This is a genomic window from Kribbella endophytica, from assembly GCF_054781295.1.
Genome location: NZ_BAAGUR010000003.1, coordinates 262,279 through 282,512, shown reverse-complemented (window position 1 = coordinate 282,512; position 20,234 = coordinate 262,279). Strand labels below are relative to the sequence as shown.

Here is a 20,234-nt window from a genome sequence, read left to right as displayed (position 1 = left end):
GTCGACGAAGGGAACCTCGTGCGGTTGATCGGCAGCAAAACACTGTCGCTGGGGATGGTCGCACTACTGGGCTGGGGACTGGTGCCGTCGGCATCGGCGGCACCGTCCCCGACCTCGAATACTGTTGCCAAGAGCAATGATTGGCAGATCGAGCGCGTGGCCGGCGGGTACCGGGTCACGCTCGAGCTGGACCGTCAGGTCCCGCTGCGCGACGCGCTCCCGGTGCTGTCGGTCGACGGCCGCGCGATCGGCGTGGCCAAGGAGTCGGCCGATCGCCGGAGCGTCTCGCTGATCAGCAAGGACCCGGCCGTGCTGAAGGCCCGGGACGTGAAGCTGACCTGGTCCGGCGATCCGGACGGCAAGCGGTCCAAGGCCGCGGCCGGTCCGACCGACGCGGACTGGCTGAAGGCGAAGATGGGACCGGCCCTGGCCGACGATCCCGGGGCCAAGGGCAAGTACGCGGTCGACACCGCGGAGTACAACCTCGGTGACGAGGCGATCTACCTGCCCGGCCTCAAGCAGAAGTCGGAGCTGCGCGGGAAGGTCTACTCGCCGCGCGGTGCGACCGGCCCGCGTCCGCTGGTCGTCTTCCTGCACGGCCGCCACCAGGTCTGCTACGGCGGCGACGAGAACGGCCCGTACCCGGACAAGCCCTGGCCGTGCACCGGTGTCTGGAAGTCGATCCCGAGCTACCGCGGGTACGACGGCCCGGCCGAAGCGCTGGCCAGCCACGGCTACCAGGTCGTCTCGATCAGCGCCAACGCGATCAACGCCTGGGACAGCGACGCGTACGACGCGGGCGCGCAGGCCCGGGCCGAGCTGGTGCTCGACCACCTCGACCTGTGGAAGAAGTGGTCCACGATCGGCGGCGGTCCGTTCGGGACCAGGTTCGTCGGCAAGGTCGATCTGCGCAACGTCGGCCTGATGGGCCACTCGCGCGGCGGTGAGGGTGTGGCGCGAGCCGCCGTACTCAACGCCGATCGTGGGGGCAAGTACGGGATCCGCGCGGTGCTCCCGCTCGCACCGACCGACTTCGCGCGGGCGACCGTGCCCGGTGTCGCGATGAGCGTCGTCCTGCCGTACTGCGACGGCGACGTCTCCGACCTGCAGGGCCAGAAGTTCTACGACGACACCCGCTACTCGGTCACCGGCGACAACGCGCCGCGCTCGACCGTCACGGTGCTGGGCGCCAACCACAACTTCTTCAACACCGAGTGGACCCCTGGCCAGTCGGTCGCCCCCTCCAGCGACGACTGGTACGAGGAGGGCGCCGAGTCGCCCTGCGGGCCCAAGTACGCGGGCCGGCTGACCGCCAAGCAGCAGCAGGCCGTCGGTACGGCGTACGTCGCGGGCTTCTTCCGGCTGCAGCTCGGCCACGAGAAGCAGCTGCTGCCGCTGCTCGACGGCTCCAACGGCAAGGCCGCTTCGACCGGCAAGGCCGTCGTACGGGTGGTTGCCCAGGCTCCTGCGGCTGACCGGCGCGACCTGTCCAAGCTGGACCAGCCGCTGCCGGCCGGAGCGGTCTCCGGGAAGGCCAAGGCGACGGTCTGCTCGTCGGACTGCGTGCAGACCGAGGACCCGAGCCAGACGCCGCACTGGGTCTCAGCGTGGTTCGCGGCGCAGACCCCGACGCTGAGCGTCACCAAGCTGAGCTGGACCGGCAAGGACGGCGTACTGCGAGTCCCGGTGGCAGCTGGGCAGCGTGACGTCCGTCAGTACGCCGCTCTGACGTTCCGGGCGGCACCTGACGCGGCCGGAGCGCCGCGGACCGACCTGAGCGTCCGGGTGGTCGACGGGCACGGTCGGGCGGCGTCGGTGCCGGCTTCCACTCTCGGCGACGCGCTGGTGCGGCTGCCGGGCCCGGGTGAGGTGCTGCCGAAGAACCTGCTCCGGACCGTGCGAGTGCCGATCGCTTCGCTGAAGGGGATCGACCTGAGCGACGTACGGGCGGTCGAGCTGCGGACCGACCGGGTGGCGAGCGGCTCGGTGTTCCTGAGCGACCTGTCGTTCTCGCGGCCCGGTGTCGGGACGTCGGCTCCGGCGGTGCTGCTGCCGAAGCTGTCCGCGTCGAGCGTCAAGGTGCAGGAGGGCAACACCGGGACCAAGAACGTCGACTTCTTCGTGTCGCTCTCGCGGCCGAGCATCCGCCCGGTCAGCGTGTACGCCGAGACGAACGGCGACCTCGGCAGCTCGGTCGGCCAGGTGAACCGCAAACTGGTGTTCAAGCCCGGTCAGACCCGGCAGAAGATCACCGTCCCGATCACGGGGAACACCCGCGACAGCGCCGACCTGGTCTTCAGCCTGGTCCTGTCGGCCCCGCACGACGGGCTGCTGGACGAGCCGTTCGGGCACGGTCTGGTGATCGACGACGACCCGACGCCGACGCTGAAGGTCGGTACGGCGACGGCGAAGGAGAACGCCAAGGTGCTGGAGTTCCCGATCACGCTGTCGGCGGCGAGCGACCAGTACGTGTCGGTCGAGGGCGAGCTGAAGGACGGCACCGCCGTCCTCGGCAAGGACTTCAAGACCCTCGACGAGGAGCCGCCGTCGCGCTCGTTCTACGGGTACGTCGAGCCCGGCCAGACCAAGGGCGTGATCCAGGTCCGGCTGGTCGACGACAAGGTGAAGGAGCCGGCTGAGACGTTCAGCGCGTCCGTCACCGAGGTGATGGGTGCGGACCTGAAGGTGCCGGTCAGCGTGACCGGGACGATCACCGACAACGACTGATCCCCGGGGCGGCGCTGCTGACCGCGGCGCCGCCCACGGTGAGACGGACGTACCGGAATGCGGACTCCTGACCGGTGGCTTGGGCCGGTGCGGGAACATGGGGGAGGGAAGGACGGTTGAACCCGGAATCCCCCCGATATTCCCGCTGACGAGGAGCGCCCGTGTCACTGCCACCGCTGGTCGAACCGGCCGACGAGCTGACCATCGACGAGGTCCGCCGGTACTCGCGGCACCTGATCATCCCCGAGGTCGGGATGGCCGGTCAGAAGCGGCTGAAGAACTCCAAGGTGCTCGTCATCGGCGCCGGCGGGCTCGGCAGCCCCGCGCTGCTGTACCTGGCCGCGGCCGGGGTCGGCACGCTCGGCATCGTCGAGTTCGACACCGTCGACGAGTCCAACCTGCAGCGCCAGATCATCCACGGCCAGTCCGACGTCGGCAGGTCCAAGGCCCAGTCGGCCAAGGACTCGATCCTCGAGGCCAACCCGTACACGAACGTCGTCCTGCACGAGACCCGGCTGGACAACGACAACGTGTTCGAGATCTTCGAGCAGTACGACCTGATCGTCGACGGTACCGACAACTTCGCCACCCGGTACCTGGTCAACGACGCCGCGGTCCTGCTCGGCAAGCCGTACGTGTGGGGCTCGATCTACCGCTTCGACGGTCAGGTCAGCGTGTTCTGGGCCGAGAACGGTCCCTGCTACCGCTGCCTCTACCCCGAGCCGCCGCCGCCGGGCATGGTCCCGTCCTGCGCCGAGGGTGGCGTGCTCGGCGTGCTCTGCGCGTCGGTCGGTGCCGCCCAGGTGACCGAGGCGATCAAGCTGCTCACCGGCATCGGCGACCCGTCGCTGGGCCGGCTGAACATCTACGAGGCGCTCGACCTGAACTGGCGCGCCCTGAAGGTCCGCAAGGACCCGAACTGCGCGATCTGCGGCGAGAACCCGACCGTCACCGGGCTGATCGACTACGAGAACTTCTGCGGAGCGATCACCGAGGAGGCGGCCGACGCCGCCGCCGGCGCGACCATCTCGGTCAAGCAGCTGAGCGAGTGGATCAAGCTCAAGGAGAACGGCGAGAAGGACTTCGTCCTGGTCGACGTCCGGGAGCCGAACGAGTACGAGATCAATAAGATCCCCGGCTCGGTGCTGATCCCGAAGGACCAGTTCCTGACCGGTGTCGCGCTGGAGAAGCTCCCGCAGGACAAGCAGCTGGTCTTCCACTGCAAGTCCGGCGTGCGCTCGGCCGAGGTCCTGGCGATCGCCAAGGGCGCCGGCTTCTCCGACGCCGTGCACGTCGGCGGCGGTGTGGTCGCGTGGGTCGACCAGATCGACCCGTCGCAGCCGTCGTACTGAGCTGATCCAGCTAGCCCCCGTCGTACTCCGGTACGGCGGGGGCTTCGCTGACTAGAACGGCATCCGGCAGGTCGCCACGGCCTCCGCGCCGGCCGGGTCGCCGTCGACCAGCTCGACCACCGGGTGGTCGTCCCGGCCGGACACCGTGCGCATGTAGCCGACCGCATCGGTGCGTACCGTGGCCACCGGCTCTCCGGCGCCCAGCTGGTAGACGCCACCACCCGGCCCGGTGAGCTCCAGGACGACCGTCGGCCGGTCGCGCCAGAACGGGTTCTGGACCAGGTCGAGCACGACCTGGGCGATCAGCTCCCCGCCGTACGGGCCTGCGTCGAACGGCCGGCCGAGGGCCTGGCAGACGTCGTCGCGGTGCATCCACAGGTCCCGCGCGAGCAGGGTGTCCCAGACATAGCCGAGGCGGATCGACTCGAAGCCCGGCATGCCCTCGACCGGGATCGAGATCCGGCGGATGAGGGCCGGGCTGCGGCTGATCATCCGAGTCGCTTTGGCCCACAGCCGGTCGAAGCGTTCGCGCAGAACGTCGGGCGGCGTATCGCGGTGGGCGTCGGCCTGGACCATCATGTGGGCGTCGAGCCGGACGACGCCGGGGTAGGCCCGCTTGGCCTTGCGGTAGCGGACCGGGAACGACCACGGTCGGATCACGTCTTCCGCCTGGCCGCACAGGTGCCCGACGACATCGGCGACGTCCCACGCGTCGCAGACGGTCGGCCGGTGCCAGTCGTCGCCGTCGAGCGTGGCCAGGAACTCCCGCCAGATCTCGAGCTCGCTGTCGCGGTGCAGCCGGCAGTGTTGCCGGTCCGACCGCGTGATCCCCTCAGCCTGTACTGCGATCATCGTGTTACCCCCTGGGTGGTGCGTACCGCTGCTGGAACATGTCCAGTACGGCGGGAAGCAACCGGGTGAAGCGGCCGTCGTCGAACGACGCGTCCGGTTCGTTGGCCAGCTGCTGGGACAGGACGCCCGAGGTGACGGACGTGTAGAGCGCGATGCCGTCGTCCGAAGCGGCGTCGGGATGCAGCAGCCCCGCGGCAACGGCGGCCTGGAGACCACCGCGAACCTCTTCGAGCGTTTCCTGCGCCGGTGCGTAGGCCTCCGGACTCGGTACGAAGCCGGGCACCGTCCGCCAGAACAGCAGCTGCGAGTAGATCGGGTTCGCCATGCACCAGCGGCCGAACGCGATCGTGCAGACCCGTTCGAGCTCCAGCGGATTCGTGGTCGTCGCGGTCCGGATCGCGTCCCCGCGGACGTCGCGGAAGGCCTCGGCGCCGCGCCGGAAGAGCGCGTCGTAGATCGCCATCTTCGACGGGAAGTACTGGTACACCGACGGCGGCCGCATCCCGACCTCACGAGCCACCGCCGACAGGCTCAGCCCGGCGACACCCTCGGCCTCCATCAGCCGCAGGGCCGCGGCCAGGAGCTCGTCGATCGTCTGCTCCCGCCGACGAGCCCGACGGTCGAAGGAAGCTGCGGTACTCATGCCTTGAGGAAAACCTAACGGTATTAGGTTGTCAAGAGATCGGCAGACTCCGGTGCAGGACGTCGACGACCTCGACCGGACGCATCCCGACCGACTCGTAGAGACCGAGCGCCGGCGTCGGGTTGTTCGTGTCGACGAACAGGATCGTCCCGGTGCGCCCCGCCTCCACATCGATGGCGAAGCTGGAGCGCAGCAGCCGCTTGGCCAGGCCCCGCCCGCGGTACTCGGGCAGGACGGCGAGGCGCGCGATGAACCCGCAGCCGTCGGTCTCCACGAACCTGTTGTCGGTGTCGCAGGCCGCGACCACCTGGTCGTCCAGCTCGACGATCAGCAGGTGGGACCAGTCGAACAGCGTGGACCGCTCGTGGGAGTCCACCCACTCGTCGTACGGGCGCATCGCGCTGCCTTCCTGCTCCGCGAACGCCCGCACCATCACCTCGTACGCCGCTTTGCGGTCGGCCTCGTCGACCGGTCCGCGCCTCAGGGCCGGCGCGGGCTCGAGTGGGCCGGTGTGGTCGACGCGCATCCGGTAGTACGTCGTGTAGAGCCCGTACCCGTTGCCCTGCAGGAGCGAGCGCGCCGCCTGGTCGTCGCGGTTCGCGATGCTCTCCAGCTTCACCTCCGCCAGGCCCTGCTCGGCTCCGATCTGCCGCGCCCGCTCCAGCGCGGTCCGGAACAGCCAGTCGGACACCGGGCTGTCCGGCACGTAGACGCTGAGCCCGACGACCCCGCTACCGGTCCTGTGCAGCACGCGACCGTAGGTGATCGCCTGGCCGTCGGCGTCGAGGACCAGCCAGCCGTCGGTCTCCGGATGGAACGCCGGATCCGTGAGGCCCTGGGTGACGTTGTCGACCGTGGTGTTCGGCGAGCCGACGACCGTGGTGTTGTGCGCCGCGATCAGGCCGTAGATGGTCGGCGCATCGGCGACGGTGGGCGGGCGAACGGTGTATCCGGCGGGCAGGTTCACCACGTCATCTTCGCCTCGAGACGGCTCACCCGATGGTGAGGCTCCAGTCGTCGGAGACGCGGGTGGTGCGGAGGCCGACCGACTCGTAGAGGCCGAGGGCCGGGGTCGGGTTGTTGCTGTCGACGTCGAGCATCGTGCCGGTCAGGCCGGCTGCGGTGTCGGTGGCGAAGGTGTGCTGGAGGAGGAAGCGGCCCAGTCCCCGGCCGCGGGCTTCGGGGAGGACGGACAGGCGGGCTACGTAGCCGCACTGGTCGGTCTCGGCGTACGTGTCCTCGGTGACGATCGCCGCGACCGGGCGGCTGTCGAGGGTGGCCAGCGTGACCTGGGACGAGTCGTCGGCCCACTCGTCGTACGGCGGCATCGCGTCCGCCGCCTGATCGGCGAACCCGTCAGCCAGTACGGCGTACGCCGCGCGGCGCGTCTCCTCGTCGTACAGGCCGGTGGTGAGCTCGACTCCGGTCGGCAGTTCCGGTACGGCGACCGGCGCGGTGTGGTCGATGCGCATCTGGAAGTAGCTGGTGCCGCGGACGAAGCCACGGGAGGTGATCAGCTCGCGCAGCGGCTCGTTCTGGCGCAGTACGGCGATCTCCAGCTTGGTGCCCCGACCGACCCGCGCGATCGCCGTGTCGAGCAGCCAGTCCGCGGCAGGGGAGTCGGGGCTGCAGATCATCAGGTCGGCGTGCTGACCGAGGACGACCGCGCCGAAGTTCACCGCGCGGCCGGTGTCGTCGACGACCAGCCAGCCGTCGGTCTCGCGCTCGAAGCCGGGTGCGGTGAGTCCTGCGGCGACACCGGCGAGCGTCGCGTCGGCGGAGCCGGTCAGGCGGGTGTTGTACGCCGCGAGCAGGTCGAAGATCGCGGTGGCGTCGGTCAGCCGCGGGGCACGCGCGATGAGCCCGTCGGGGAGTCCCATCGGGTCAGTCTGCGGCCGCGCCAGGGTCAGCGCTTCCGGTCGATCGTGGGGTCCCTGCGGCCGCGGCCGGTCATCGCGATCGGTTCCAGCCGGAGGTGGATCTTCATGGCGCGGGCGCCGGCGATGTCCCAGAAGCCGAACCTGAACGGCTGGTCCGGGTCGTTGGGCTCCCAGAAAGCGAGCTGGTGATCGCCGCCCTTGGGGTAGTGCTTGTCGGGCTCGTCGCCCGCGGCGATCCGGGCGGCGTCCTGGGCGCAGGCGGCGACTTTGCGGGTGCCGCCGTTCGAGGGGGTCCACACCACGTCGCTGGTCGACGGGCCGTGCTGGGCGTTGAAGTAGCAGGGGACGCGACGCTCGGGCAGCGGGCGGCCGGTGACCCTCGCCTGGACGCAGGCGATCGCGTACCGCCCGTCCGCCAGCGCGGCGGTCACGCTGCCAACTGCGTCGATGTCGTCCAGACGAGGGACCGCACGCTTCGCCTGCTCGTACAGGTCGAGGGAGGTCTGGTAGTCCGCACGCGTCGCCGCGTCCAGCTCGCGGTCGGCCAGTACGTCGCCGAGACGGGCCAGCTGTTCGCCGTACTGGGTGACGTCCTCGTCGGCGATCCGCCGTACGTCGGCCAGCTCGGCGGCCTGCCGACGCCTGGCCATCCGTCGGGCCCAGGCGTACCGCCCCGCCGCGGCGACCCCGCCGCCGCCCAGGACGAACAGCACCAGCTCCATCACAAAACTGTAGCCGCGACACCGCCGGTTGTCCCCGGCTCCGCGTACCGTCGGAGCATGTGCCGAAACATCACTGTCCTGAGAGGCCTGGAGCCGTCCGCGACCTCCGAGGAGATCTACGCGGCGGCCCTCCAGTACGTCCGTAAGGTGACCGGCGTCGGTTCGCTCAGCGCGACCACCCGCGAACCGATCGAGCGCGCCGCCGCCGAGGTCGCCCGCATCACCGAGGCCCTGCTCGAGGAGATGCCCGCCCGCCGCGTGCCGCCACAGACCGTCCCGCCCCTGCGCCGCCCGGAAGTCCGCGCGCGCCTCGGGCTGGACTGAGCCTGGACCCGGCGCGGTGGGGGTCCGGTAGGTTGCTGGGGTAAGCCCTTACCCCTGTGGAGGCGTGCGATGCGGTTTGCGATCAAGACCCGGCCCGAACACACCACGTGGCAGCAGATGCGGGACGTCTGGGTGGCCGCGGACCAGTTCGAGATCTTCGAGTCGGCCTGGCACTGGGACCACTTCTACCCGCTGACCGGGGATATGGCCGGCCCCAACCTGGAGGGCTGGACGACGCTGGCCGCGCTGGCCCAGGCGACCAGCAGGATCCGCGTCGGTTGCCAGGTCACCGGCATGATCTACCGGCACCCCGCCGTACTGGCGAACATGGCCGCGACCACGGACATCATCTCCGGCGGCCGCCTCGAGCTGGGCGTCGGCGCGGGGTGGAACGAGATGGAGACCGCGGCGTACGGGATCGACCTGCCGCCGTTGAAGGAGCGCTTCGACCGGTTCGACGAAGGCGTCGAGGCGATGATCGCGCTGCTCACCGAGAAGGTCGCCAACTACGACGGCCAGTACGTCAAGCTCACCGACGCGTACTGCGAGCCGAAGGCCGTCCAGACCCCGCACCCGCCGATCACCATCGGCGGCAAGGGCCCGAAGCGGACGCTGCGCGCGGTCGCCCGCTGGGCCCAGCAGTGGAACGTGATCGTGCCGAGCCCGGAGGAGTGGACGCCGCTCAAGCAGGTGCTGGTCGACCACTGCGACAAGCTTGGCCGCGACGTCAGCGAGATCACCTGCTCGGTCAACGTCCGCATCGACCCGGACAAGCCGCTCGACGACGCCGTTGCCCTGGCCGCGGCGTACGGCGAGGTCGGCGTCGACCTGGTCGTGATGAACCTCCCGGTCGACGCGCCGCCGTCGGTCCTCGAGCCGCTGGCCAAGGCGCTCGCGCCGCTGGCCTGAAACCTGTCGGTCCCGGGCGATAACGTGTCGCCCGTGGATCGGGAGGAGTACGTCGAGGCGGTGCTGCAAGCGGTCGAGTCGATCCCGCCGGGGCGCGTGGCGACGTACGGCGACATCGCTGTGTACGTCGGCCAGGGCGGCCCGCGGCAGGTCGGCGCGATCATGCGCGAGTACGGCGGGGGCGTGCCGTGGTGGCGGGTCATCCGGGCCAGCGGCGTACCGGCCGACGAGGTCGTCGACAACCAGATCGAGCTGCTGCGCGGCGACGGCGTGCGCGTCACCAACGGCAAGGTCGACCTCCGGCAGGTCCGCTGGGACCCGGAGAACTAGGCCGCGGCTTTGCGCGCCTTCGACTTCGCGCGGGCCATCTTGAACAGGTAGAGCGGCGTCGGCGGCACCCACGCGAGCTGCTGCGCCTGGCCGAGGTCGTCGCGATTGGCCCAGTGCTCGATCACCAGCCCGTCCTCGATCCGCAGCCAGTGCGACTGCGTGATCGCGAACGTCCGCCCGGTCGGCGGGAACACCGTGTCCACCGACCCGTCCTCGGCGTGCACCACGAACGGCGCGACGTGCCGCCCGCTCATCGTCGTCCGGATTGCCACCAAGTTGCCCTCGGCAACCACTTCGTGCACCTCGTAGCTCAGGTCCGCGAACGCGGACCGCAGCCAGGCCGCGGTCGCCCAGAACCCCTCCGGTCCGGGCGTCCGCGCGGCCGGCGGCTCGACGTTGTCCTCCCGGTTGACCGCGGCCGGGTGCACCACCTGGTCGAAGGTCGCGCGGTCGCCGTCGGCCATCATCAGGATGCTCCGGACCGCGAGGGCCCGGGACTCGCTCGACACGGTGCTGGTCATGTCCCCTCCAAATTAGATACAGTCTGACTGTCCCCAAATCAGGATGGAACCACCCGATGCCCGAAGTCAAGAGGTCGTACGACGCGTCCGGCCGGCGCGAGCAGGCCGAGGCCCGGCGGCGGGCGGTGGTCGTCGCGGCCCAGGAGCTGTTCGCGCGCGACGGGTTCCGGGCCACGACGATCGCCGCGGTCGCCCGGAACGCGGGCGTCTCGGCCGAGTCGGTCTACAAGGGGTTCGGCACCAAGGCGGCGCTGGCCAAGGCGGTCTTCGACCGGGTGATCGCGGGCGACGACGAGCCGGTCCCGGTGGTGCAACGCGCCGAGGCGCAGGCGATCGCGGCCGAACCCGACGTACGCAAGAAGCTCGCCCTGTACGCCGGGGGAGCGGCCGAGCGGCAGGTCCGGTCGGCCGGCGTACAGATCCTGATCCGGGACGGCCGGCACGTCGACGAGACCCTCGAAGAGGTCTGGCAGAACCTGCTCGCCGAACGCCTGACGGGCATGACCATGCTCGCCACCCACCTGCACGGGACCGGCCAACTGCGCGCCGGGCTCGACGTCGACGAGGTCCGTGACCTGCTGTGGACCTACATCTCCGTCGAGGTCTACGAGCTGCTCGTCCTCGATCGCGACTGGCCCCTCGACCGCTACACGGCCTGGCTCGCCCGGACCCTCGTGTCAGCGCTGCTGTGAGGTTGTCCGCAATGCGGCTCGCTTCGTCGTACGGCGGGGTGTGTCTCGGGCTTTGTCGGTGGCGTCTGATGGGATGGGGGAGTGGTCAGCAGAACAGGGTCCCGGTATCGGCTGGTGAAGCCGGCAGGGCGAGCGGAAGGGCCTTCCCCTGCGCCGGTTCTGGACGCTGACCAGCAGTCGGTCGTCGATCACCCGGGTGGCCCGCTGCTCGTGCTGGCCGGACCGGGCACGGGCAAGACGACGACGCTCGTCGAGGCCGTGGTCGATCGGGTCGCGAACCGCGGACTGAGCCCCGACCAGGTGCTGGTGCTGACGTTCGGGCGCAAGGCCGCGACCGAGCTGCGCGACCGGATCACCGGGCGGCTGGGCAAGACGACGCGCGTGATGCCGTCGATGACGTTCCACTCGTTCTGCTACGCGTTGCTGCGACGGTTCACTCCGGCGGACGCGTTCGACGTGCCGCTGCGACTGCCGTCGGGTCCGGAGCAGTCGTTGCGCTTGAGCGAGGTGCTCGGCGGGAGTCGTGAGGTCGGCGTCGTGCACTGGCCTTCGAGCTTGCATCCGGCGCTGAAAACGCGCGGCTTCACCGACGAGGTGCAGGCCGTGATCGGCAAGGCGCGGCAGCTCGGGCTCGACCCCGAGGACCTGTCCGCGATCGGCCAGTCGGCCAGCCGGCCGGAGTGGGTGGCGGTCGGCGACTTCTTCGAGGAGTACCTGCAGATCCTCGACCACGAGCAGGTCCTGGACTACTCCGAGCTGATCCACCGCGCGGTGATCCTGGCCCAGCAGCCGCAGGTCCAGGCGAAGCTGCGCGAGGAGTTCAAGGTCGTCTTCGTCGACGAGTACCAGGACACCGATCCCGGCCAGACCAAGCTGTTGCAGGCGATCGCCGGCGACGGTCGCGACCTGGTGGCGGTCGGCGATCCGGATCAGTCGATCTACACGTTCCGCGGCGCCGACGTTCGCGGGTTGCTCCGGTTCACCGAGGAGTTCCCGACGGTGACCGGCGAGCCCGCGGCGCAGATCGCGCTGGCGACGACGCGCCGCTTCGGTACGACGCTGCTGCGCGTCTCGCGCAACGTGGTGAACCGGCTGGGTGTTCCGGGGACTTTGGACCGCGACACGTTCGACCGGTTCCGCAACCCCGACGCGAGCGGCTGCGTCTTCGGGCCGGGCAAGGTCGAGGCCAACCTGTACTCGACCACCGGTGCCGAGCTGGAGCACATCGCGGACCTGCTGCGGCGGGCGCATGTGCAGGACGGCGTCGGCTGGCACGAGATGGCTGTGCTGGTGCGGTCCGGCAGCATCTCGATCCCGCCGCTGCGGCGTGCGCTGGCAGCTGCGGGGATCCCTGTTGACGTGGGCGGTGACGAGTTGCCGTTGTCGCGTGAGCCCGCCGTACGGCCGATGCTGCTGGCGCTGCGGGCCGTCGCGGATCCGGGGACGTTGACGGTCGACGTCGTACGGGCGTTGGCGTTGTCGCCGTTGGGGGCGATGGACGCCGGGCAGTTGCGGCGGCTCGCGCGCGTACTGCGGAAGCGGGACCGTGAGCTCGCCGACGGTCAGCGGCTGCCGCGGTCGTCGGACGAGCTGCTGCGCGAGGCGATGCTCGACCCGTTGCTGCTGGACGAGCAGGCGTCGCCCGCCGAGGCGCGGTTCGTGGCGCTCGGCGAAAGGTTGCTCAAGGCAAGGAACATCGTGAACGCCGGTGCCGCGCCGGACGAGGTGATGTGGTCGCTGTGGTCGGAGTCGCCGTGGCTGCGCCGGTTGCGCGGCCAGGCGAACAGCGGCGGCGAGGTCGCCCGCTCGGCGAACCGGGACCTCGACTCGTTGTGCGCGTTGTTCGACGCGGCCGGGCGAGCCGAGGAGCAGATCGGGTTCAAGGGCGTCTCGGCGTTCCTGAACGAGCTGGAGAACCTGGACATCGCGGGCGACAACCGGTACGACGCGACGTACCGCGAAACGGGCGTGCAGCTGATGACCGCCCACCGGTCGAAGGGGCTGCAGTGGCGGCTCGTTGTCGTCGCGAGCGTGCAGGAAGGGCAGTGGCCCGACCTGCGGCGGCGGGGATCGCTGCTCGAGCCGGACCGGCTCGGTCCGGACGGGTTGGTCGAGCCGCTGTCGGCCGGCGCGATTCTGGCCGAGGAGAGACGGCTGTTCTACGTCGCGATCACGCGGGCGCGCGAGCGGCTGATCGTGACGGCGGTGCAGGCGCCGGAGGCCGACGGAGATCAGCCGTCGCGGTTGCTGGCCGAGCTGGACATTCCTTTGAAGCTGGTCGCTGGTCGGCCGCGGCGACCGCTGTCGTTGCCGGGGCTGGTGGCGGATCTGCGGTGCGTGCTGGCGGATCCGGCGTCGTCGCCTGACCTGAAGCGGGTGGCGGCGGATCGGCTGGCTGCCTTGGCTGATGCTGTGGACGAGCGGGGGTACTCGCTGGTCCCGACGGCCGAGCCGGAGCGTTGGTGGGGTGTGCGCGAGCGGACTCGGTCGGAGGTGCCGATCGCGGTCGAGGACGAGCCGGTGCCGCTGTCCGGCAGTGCGCTGACGACGATCGTGGACTGCCCGCTGCGCTGGTTCCTGCAGCGGAAGGCCGGTGGCGAGACACCGAGTACGTCGGCGATCGGGTTCGGCATGGTGCTGCACACGCTGGCCGACGCGGTCGCGACCGGGACGCTGCCGCCGGATGCCGACGAGCTGAACGGGTGGCTCGACAAGGTCTGGACGCAGCTGGAGTTCGAGTCGTCGTGGATCTCGGACCGCGAACGCGTCGAGGCCGAGCAGGCGCTGCGGCGATTCGTCGCGTGGCACCAGGGGCGGCCGGATCGTCGGTTGGTCGGTTCCGAGGTCGACTTCAGTGTGATGCTGCCGGACGAGGAGAAGCCCGGCGTTCAGGTGAAGGGCCGGATGGACCGGATCGAGCAGGACGGCGACGGCAAGATCCGCGTCATCGACCTGAAGACCGGGCGGACGGTTCCGACCAAGCCGGCGCTGGAGCGGCACGTGCAGCTGGCGATCTACCAGCGCGCGATCGCCTCCCGGCAGCTGAAGCTGCTGGGGGAGGACGCGGAGAGCGGCGGTGCCGAGCTGGTGCAGCTGCGGCACGACGACATCGGGCTGCCGAAGGTCCAGGGGCAGGCGCCGCTGGAGCCGGACGACGACGGCCGCACCTGGCTGGACGACGCGGTCGAGAACGCCGAGGCGATGGTGCGCTCGGAGGAGTTCACCGCCAAGCGGAACGACGGGTGCACGCGGTGCGACGTACGGGGTCTGTGTCCGATTCAGCCTGAGGGGAGGGAGATCGTCTGATGTCTGCGGCCAAGCTGGAAACCACGGCTGACCTGGTCGACCTGTTGGGGATCCCCTTCAGCGATCAGCAGCTGGAGGCGATCACCGCGCCGCTGGCTCCGGGCGTGATCGTCGCCGGGGCAGGGTCCGGCAAGACGACCGCCATGGCGGCGCGCGTGGTCTGGCTGATCTGCACCGGACAGGTGAAGCCGGAGGAGGTGCTCGGGCTGACCTTCACCAAGAAGGCGGCCAACGAGCTCGACGTCCGGATCCGCGAGGACCTGACCAAAGCCGGCGTGCTCGGTTCGACGCTGCCGCGCGATCAGCACCCGGTGCTCGCCGCGCACCTGCGCAAGAACGTGCCGAACTGGGAGCCCGAGGAGCCCGGCGAACCGGTCGTCTCGACGTACCACGCCTTCGCCGGCACGCTGATCTCCGAGCACGGACTGCGCCTCGGCCTCGAACCCGACGTACGGGTGCTGGCTGATGCGACGCGCTTCCAGCTCGCAGGGCGCGTCGTACGGCGTTCGGCCGGTCCGATCCGACACGCGTCGCACCACGTACCGACCCTGGTGAACAGCCTGCTCTCGCTCGACGGCGAGCTCGCCGACCACCTGCTGAGCGCCGACCAGATCCGCGACCACGACGAGGCGGTCCGGCAGGAGGTCGCGGCCGCGCGCAAGCAGACCGTCGACGTAAAGAAGCTCGGCGAGACCGCGTTGAAGCGCGGCGAGATCCTGCAACTGGTCGAGGAGTACCAGGCGTACAAGGTCGAGCGCGGCGTCGTCGACTTCGCGGACCAGATGGCGCTCGGCGCGCGGCTCGCGGAGGAGTGCCCGGAGGTGCCGGCGATCGAGCGCGGGCGCTACAAGGTCGTGCTGCTCGACGAGTACCAGGACACCTCGGTCTCGCAGCGGCGGATGCTGACTGCCTTGTTTGCCGGTGCTGATCCTTCTACGGGTCGTGGGCACCCGGTGACCGCGGTCGGCGACCCCTGCCAGGCGATCTACGGCTGGCGTGGTGCGTCGGTCGCGAACCTGGACGAGTTCCCCGAGCACTTCCGGCAGGCGGACGGCTCGCCCGCCCGGCGGTACGTGCTGAGCGTGAACCGTCGCTGCGGCAGCCGCATCCTCGCCGCGGCCAACGAGCACGCCACCGAGCTGTACGAGCAGCACCCGGGCGTCATCCCGCTGGAGGCACCGGAAGGTGCACCCGAGGGCGCGATCACCGTCGGGCTGTTCGAGACCCGCTCGCAGGAGATCGAGTGGATCGCCGACTCGATCGTCGCCGCGCACAAGCTGCCGCACCGGAAGTGGAAGGACATCGGCATCCTGATGCGGACCAACGTCGACCTGTCCGCCGTGCACGAGGCGCTGATCGCGCGCAAGGTGCCGGTCGAGGTCGTCGGTCTGGGCGGGCTGCTCGCGCTCCCCGAGGTGGTCGATGTCGTCGCCACGCTGCAGGCCGTCAACGACCTGACCGCGAACGCCGCGATGCTGCGGATCCTGACCGGGCCGCGCTTCCGCATCGGGCACCGGGACCTGGCGCTGCTGGCGAATCGATCGCGCATGCTCGCCGACGGCGGCGATCGCCCGGCCGCCGACGACCTGGTCGCCGCGCTCGACGCGGCCGTCGCCGGGATGGACTCGACCGAGGTGATCTCGCTCGCCGAGGCCGTCGACGACCCGGGCCCGATCGCCTGGGGGTACTCGGCCGAGGCTCTCGAGCGGTTCGTCGAGCTGTCGACCGAGCTGCGGGAGCTGCGCGCGCACGCGGGCGAGCCGTTGCTTGACCTCGTACGCCGGGTGATCAGCACGATCGGGCTCGACGTCGAACTGACCGCGACTCCGGACCACGTGGACTCCGGCCGGCGCGACCACCTCGCCGCGTTCTTGGATGCCGTGGGCAACTTCGTGTCGACCGAGTCGGACGGTTCGCTGGATGGGTTGCTGGCGTACCTGGCCGCCGAGGAGGAGTACGCCGCGGGCCTCGACCTCGCCGTACCGAGTGAGGCGGACTCGGTGAAGCTGTTGACCACGCACCGGTCGAAGGGGCTGGAGTGGCCGGTCGTGTTCGTGCCGACGCTGGTGAACAAGGTGTTCCCGTCCGACCGTGGGCGGGACAAGTGGACCACCAACGCGAAGGTGCTGCCGTGGCCGCTGCGCGGTGACGCGGACACGCTGCCCAACTTCCATGACCTGTCGAACGCGGGGCTGAAAGCGTTCGCCGACGAGTGCAAGCAGGTCAACGCGCTGGAGGAGCGGCGGCTCGGGTACGTGGCGTTCACGCGGGCGAAGGATGTGCTGATCGCGACCGGGCACTGGTGGGGCCCGACGCAGAAGCGCCCGCGCGGCCCTTCGGCGTACCTGGAGGTGCTGAAGAAGCACGCGGGGGAGCGGGTGGTCGCGTGGGCCTCGCAGCCGGAGCTCAGCGAGGAGAACCCGGAGCTCGCCGAGCAGACCCAGGCCGCGTGGCCTGCGCCGTACGACCTGCCGGCGTACGAGCGTCGGCTCGAAGGCGCTGCGTTGGTTCAGCTGTCGCGTGCCGAGGGTCCTTCGCTCGACGCCGAGGAGTCGCTGTTCCTGGACGAGCAGGCGACCGTCGCCCGGTGGGACTCCGAGATCGAGCGCCTGCTGACCGAGGCCCGCGAGAGCCGCAGCCGCAAGGCGTACGACGTGGAGCTCCCGCGCACGCTGTCGGCGACTCAGGTCATGCGGTTGGCCAAGGATCCCGACGGACTGGCCTCCGAGCTGGCTCGCCCGATGCCGCGCAAGCCCAACCGCGCCGCCCGTTTCGGCACCCGCTTCCACGCCTGGGTCGAGAGCTACTTCGGTCAGCAGTTCCTGATCGACCCCGACGATCTCCCCGGTGCCGCCGACGAGGGCATCGTCGACGACACCGACCTCACCGAACTGATGGACGCCTTCCGCGTCGGCCCGTTCGGCGAACGCGCGCCGTACGAGATCGAGGCTCCCTTCGCGCTGTCCATCGGCGGCCGCGTCGTCCGCGGCCGCATCGACGCCGTCTACCAGTCCGTCCGCCCCGACGGCTCCCGCGGCTACGACGTCATCGACTGGAAAACCAGCCGCTCCGAAACCGCCGACCCGCTCCAGCTGGCCATCTACCGAGTCGCCTGGGCCGAACTGGTCGGCCTGCCTCTCCACCAGGTCGGCGCGGCCTTCTACTACGTCCGCACCGGCGACGTGGTCCGCCCGGACAACCTGCCCTCACGAGAGGCTCTGATCGCCCTCCTCAACAACTAGCGCGGAATCAGCTGCGCCGGGGTCATGCTGAGGGAGAACGGGATGGTGGGCGTGAAGGTGTCTTCACCCTGCACCACCGCCTTCTCCACGTACTTGCCGTCGGCAAGTTCCAGCACGGTCAACTCCTGAGCCTCCGGATCGAACAGCCAGTACGCCGGTATCCCCGCGCGCTCGTACAAGCTCCTCTTCAACAGATGGTCGATCGTGCGCGTCACCTCCGACACCACCTCGACCACCAATTGCAGCGGACCTCTCACCGGTCCCCGCGGCAGCCGTCCGCCGTGGCACACCAGAACATCCGGCTGCAGCAGAGTCCGCTCACCCAGCTGGTACTCCACCGGACCCACCATCACCTGAAACTGCGCCGGACTGTTCCGACGCAGCAGAAATCCCAGTTCCAGCACAACCGCCTGCTGCGCCGCCCCACCATGCGGCGCAGCCACCAGAACCCCATCCACCAACTCGCACACCAAACGCCCCGGCAACTTCCCCAGTTCAGCTACCGAGAACCCCGCACCCGCAGGAACCCACCCACCCACACACCCGTCGCTCATAACCCAACGCTCGCCCGCCAACCCCCACCCCGAGCAGGCCAGATCCCCATCTGCCCCGGGATGCCCCGGTCAGTGGAGGAGGTCGGTGGGGGAGTTATCCACAGGTCTGTGTCACGCGGGCACTACTGAAGGCGGATCTGGTAGGTACGCCGCGCGGCTGATGTCGGGTGAGCCTGGCACGTTCTACGTTGAGAGACATGTTGATCGCAGAGGACCTGCTCCTGCTCCTGTACGACGACGAGACCGGCAAGCCGCTCACCGGCAACCCGGGCCTGGACTACGGGCTGGCCGGGGCTGTCGTGGTCGAGTTGACGCTGCTGGGCAAGGTGGATATCACCACCGAGGGCGACGACGGCAAGCCGGGGCGGCTGAAGGCGCTGGACCCGTCGCCGACCGGTGACCCGCTGCTGGACGAGCGGCTGGCCATGGTGGTCGACAAGGCCGGCAAGAAGCCCAAGGACGTGATGGGCAAGCTGTCCAAGAAGCTGCGCGACCCGCTCCTGCAGCGGCTCGCCGAGCGCGGCATCCTCCAGGCGGAGGAGAACAAGGTGCTGGGCCTGTTCCCGGTCACTCGCTGGCCGGCCAAGGACGCGCAGCACGAGGGGCAGGTCCGGGCGTCGCTGGAGAACGTGCTGAAGCTTGGTACCCAGCCGGACGAGCGGACCGGTGCGCTGATCGCCCTGCTGAGCGCGCTGGACGTCGTACCCAAGGTCGTGACCGACGCGGTCGACCGGAAGGCCCTGAAGCGCCGGGCGAAGGAGATCGCCGAGTCGGACTGGGCCGCGGCCGCCGTACGGCGTGCTGTGCAGGACATGCAGGCGGCCATCACCGCCAGCATCGTCGTGGCGTCGACCAGCGCCGCCTCGTCCGGCAGCTCCTGAGTGGAGGGGGTGCCGCCACCAGGCGGCACCCCACAGAACTACTCAGCCGTGCAGTCGGCCTTGCAGAGCCGGTCCATCAAGGACAGGTGAGCACCCGGCTCCTCGGTGTCCGTCTCGACTGACAGCTCCACCTGCCAGTCACCCTCGGTCTGCTGCGCGGTGGTCTTGCCCGCCTGCTGACCGAACCACTCGGTGATCTTCTGAGCCGGTACGACGTGCGCGATCTCCAGCGCCTGCGGCAGCACCTTGGCAATCTCGCTCACCGCCGTGGAAGCCGTGCCGAGCGAGTGCAGGGAGACCACCGGCGGACGCTTGTGGTCCCCGGTCAGCACCCACACCGCCACCGGGCCCGTCGTACAGATGGCGTAGTCGCCGTCCTTGCCGCACTTGTAACCCGCGCTGGTCAGGCCGGCGACGACCTGGGACGCGGGGATGTCGGCCGGAGCCGACGAAGCTGCTGCGTTGGTAGTGGCAGCAGCCGGAGCCTCACCGGACGTCTTGTCGTCACTGGAGCAGGCCGTGGTACCGATGAGCAGGGCAGTGCTCACCAAGGTGACGGCGTACCGGTTCAGACCGGCACCTCGACGGCGGCGTCGAGCGCGATGGTGATCATCTCGGAGAAGGTGGTCTGCCGCTCCTCGGCCGACGTCTCCTCCTTGGTGATCAGGTGGTCCGACACGGTCATGATGCCGAGCGCGCGGCGGCCGAACTTGGCGGCCAGCGTGTAGAGCGCCGAGGCCTCCATCTCGATGCCCAGTACGCCGTACTCGGCGGTCCGCGAGACCAGGTCGGGCCGGTCGTTGTAGAACAGGTCGCCGGAGAACACCTGGCCGACGTGCACGTTCAGCCCGGCCGCCTCGGCGGCGTCGGCCGCGGCGCGCAGCAGCTGGTAGTCGGCGGTCGGCGCGTAGTCGATGCCGTGGAAGCGCAGCCGGTTCATCTGCGAGTCGGTGCTGGCCGACATCGCGACGATCACGTCGCGGATCTTCACCTTTTCGGTCAGCGCCCCGCAGGTGCCGACCCGGATCAGGGTCTGGACGTCGTACTCGGCGAACAGCTCGTTGGCGTAGATCGAGGCCGACGCCTGACCCATCCCGGACCCCTGGACGGAGACACGCTCGCCCTTGTAGGTGCCGGTGAAGCCGAACATGTTCCGGACCTCGTTGTACTTGATCACGTCCGACAGATAGGTCTCGGCGATCCACTGCGCCCGCAGCGGGTCACCGGGGAACAGCACCCGCGGAGCGATCTGTCCCTTCTCGGCGGCGATGTGAATACTCATGCCGGGATGCTCTCACG

General features: G+C 69.9%; 18 protein-coding genes. 9 read left to right on the top strand and 9 right to left on the bottom strand.

What is annotated here, in order from left to right; genetic code table 11:
- The first annotated feature begins 54 nt into the window (after positions 1-54).
- Both ACYVIO_RS27610 and moeZ read left to right on the top strand, forming a co-directional pair.
- On the top strand, positions 55-2,727 hold the full coding sequence (locus tag ACYVIO_RS27610; RefSeq protein WP_460653821.1) for a Calx-beta domain-containing protein: 2,673 nt from the start codon (positions 55-57) through the stop codon (positions 2,725-2,727).
- A 161-nt stretch (positions 2,728-2,888) separates the two neighbouring features.
- The gene (gene moeZ / locus ACYVIO_RS27605; RefSeq protein ID WP_460653820.1) at positions 2,889-4,079 is read left to right on the top strand and encodes an adenylyltransferase/sulfurtransferase MoeZ; all 1,191 of its coding nucleotides are present in this window, start codon (positions 2,889-2,891) and stop codon (positions 4,077-4,079) included.
- Positions 4,080-4,130: 51 nt separating this feature from the next.
- On the opposite strand, the gene ACYVIO_RS27600 is transcribed toward moeZ, so the two are convergent.
- From ACYVIO_RS27600 to ACYVIO_RS27580, 5 genes are read right to left on the bottom strand one after another with little or no spacing between them, the layout of a single operon-like run.
- Positions 4,131-4,931, bottom strand: a complete 801-nt coding sequence (locus ACYVIO_RS27600) for a maleylpyruvate isomerase family mycothiol-dependent enzyme (protein ID WP_460653819.1) — start codon at positions 4,929-4,931, stop codon at positions 4,131-4,133.
- Between the two features lie 4 nt (positions 4,932-4,935).
- Positions 4,936-5,574 (bottom strand): TetR/AcrR family transcriptional regulator, encoded by a 639-nt coding sequence (locus tag ACYVIO_RS27595; protein WP_460653818.1) that lies wholly within the window; start codon positions 5,572-5,574, stop codon positions 4,936-4,938.
- Between the two features lie 31 nt (positions 5,575-5,605).
- Positions 5,606-6,541, bottom strand: coding sequence for a GNAT family N-acetyltransferase (locus tag ACYVIO_RS27590; protein ID WP_460653817.1), 936 nt, complete (start codon positions 6,539-6,541; stop codon positions 5,606-5,608).
- Positions 6,542-6,566: 25 nt separating this feature from the next.
- On the bottom strand, positions 6,567-7,454 hold the full coding sequence (locus ACYVIO_RS27585; protein WP_460653816.1) for a GNAT family N-acetyltransferase: 888 nt from the start codon (positions 7,452-7,454) through the stop codon (positions 6,567-6,569).
- Between the two features lie 26 nt (positions 7,455-7,480).
- A complete protein-coding gene (locus ACYVIO_RS27580; protein ID WP_460653815.1) occupies positions 7,481-8,176 on the bottom strand; it encodes a hypothetical protein in 696 nt (231 codons plus the stop codon).
- Positions 8,177-8,233: 57 nt separating this feature from the next.
- On the opposite strand from ACYVIO_RS27580, the gene ACYVIO_RS27575 reads away from it, so the two are divergent.
- The 3 genes from ACYVIO_RS27575 to ACYVIO_RS27565 all read left to right on the top strand — a co-directional run bounded on the left by ACYVIO_RS27575 (position 8,234) and on the right by ACYVIO_RS27565 (position 9,739).
- On the top strand, positions 8,234-8,500 hold the full coding sequence (locus ACYVIO_RS27575; RefSeq protein ID WP_184797091.1) for a DUF2277 domain-containing protein: 267 nt from the start codon (positions 8,234-8,236) through the stop codon (positions 8,498-8,500).
- A 69-nt stretch (positions 8,501-8,569) separates the two neighbouring features.
- Positions 8,570-9,409 (top strand): TIGR03560 family F420-dependent LLM class oxidoreductase, encoded by an 840-nt coding sequence (locus ACYVIO_RS27570; protein ID WP_460653814.1) that lies wholly within the window; start codon positions 8,570-8,572, stop codon positions 9,407-9,409.
- Between the two features lie 33 nt (positions 9,410-9,442).
- Complete coding sequence (locus ACYVIO_RS27565) at positions 9,443-9,739, top strand: MGMT family protein (protein ID WP_460653813.1); 297 nt, start codon at positions 9,443-9,445, stop codon at positions 9,737-9,739.
- Here the strand turns inward: ACYVIO_RS27565 and ACYVIO_RS27560 are convergent.
- Positions 9,736-10,260: an ester cyclase gene (locus tag ACYVIO_RS27560; RefSeq protein ID WP_460653812.1), complete on the bottom strand. Its 525-nt coding sequence runs from the start codon at positions 10,258-10,260 to the stop codon at positions 9,736-9,738. The two genes, ACYVIO_RS27565 and ACYVIO_RS27560, sit on opposite strands and share 4 nt — an antisense overlap.
- 56 nt (positions 10,261-10,316) lie before the next feature.
- Here ACYVIO_RS27560 and ACYVIO_RS27555 point away from each other — a divergent pair, with 56 nt between their 5' ends.
- The 3 genes from ACYVIO_RS27555 (at position 10,317) to ACYVIO_RS27545 (ending at position 17,500) form a co-directional block, all read left to right on the top strand.
- Positions 10,317-10,952 carry a TetR/AcrR family transcriptional regulator gene (locus ACYVIO_RS27555; protein WP_460653811.1) on the top strand — a complete coding sequence of 212 codons (636 nt, stop codon included), beginning with the start codon at positions 10,317-10,319 and terminating at the stop codon, positions 10,950-10,952.
- A gap of 114 nt (positions 10,953-11,066) precedes the next feature.
- Positions 11,067-14,258, top strand: coding sequence for an ATP-dependent helicase (locus ACYVIO_RS27550; protein ID WP_460653810.1), 3,192 nt, complete (start codon positions 11,067-11,069; stop codon positions 14,256-14,258).
- A complete protein-coding gene (locus ACYVIO_RS27545; protein WP_460653809.1) occupies positions 14,258-17,500 on the top strand; it encodes a UvrD-helicase domain-containing protein in 3,243 nt (1,080 codons plus the stop codon). The genes ACYVIO_RS27550 and ACYVIO_RS27545 overlap by 1 nt, the downstream gene beginning before the upstream one ends.
- On the opposite strand, the gene ACYVIO_RS27540 is transcribed toward ACYVIO_RS27545, so the two are convergent.
- A complete protein-coding gene (locus tag ACYVIO_RS27540) occupies positions 17,497-17,958 on the bottom strand; it encodes a Uma2 family endonuclease (RefSeq protein WP_460653808.1) in 462 nt (153 codons plus the stop codon). The two genes, ACYVIO_RS27545 and ACYVIO_RS27540, sit on opposite strands and share 4 nt — an antisense overlap.
- A gap of 293 nt (positions 17,959-18,251) precedes the next feature.
- Between ACYVIO_RS27540 and ACYVIO_RS27535 the strand changes: the two genes are divergently transcribed.
- Positions 18,252-18,935 carry a GOLPH3/VPS74 family protein gene (locus tag ACYVIO_RS27535; protein WP_460653807.1) on the top strand — a complete coding sequence of 228 codons (684 nt, stop codon included), beginning with the start codon at positions 18,252-18,254 and terminating at the stop codon, positions 18,933-18,935.
- Positions 18,936-18,973: 38 nt separating this feature from the next.
- On the opposite strand, the gene ACYVIO_RS27530 is transcribed toward ACYVIO_RS27535, so the two are convergent.
- Positions 18,974-19,483, bottom strand: coding sequence for a hypothetical protein (locus ACYVIO_RS27530; protein WP_460653806.1), 510 nt, complete (start codon positions 19,481-19,483; stop codon positions 18,974-18,976).
- A gap of 20 nt (positions 19,484-19,503) precedes the next feature.
- Entirely contained in the window at positions 19,504-20,217 is a 714-nt protein-coding gene (deoD, locus tag ACYVIO_RS27525) for a purine-nucleoside phosphorylase (protein WP_184797060.1), read from the bottom strand.
- Between the last annotated feature and the right edge of the window lie 17 nt (positions 20,218-20,234).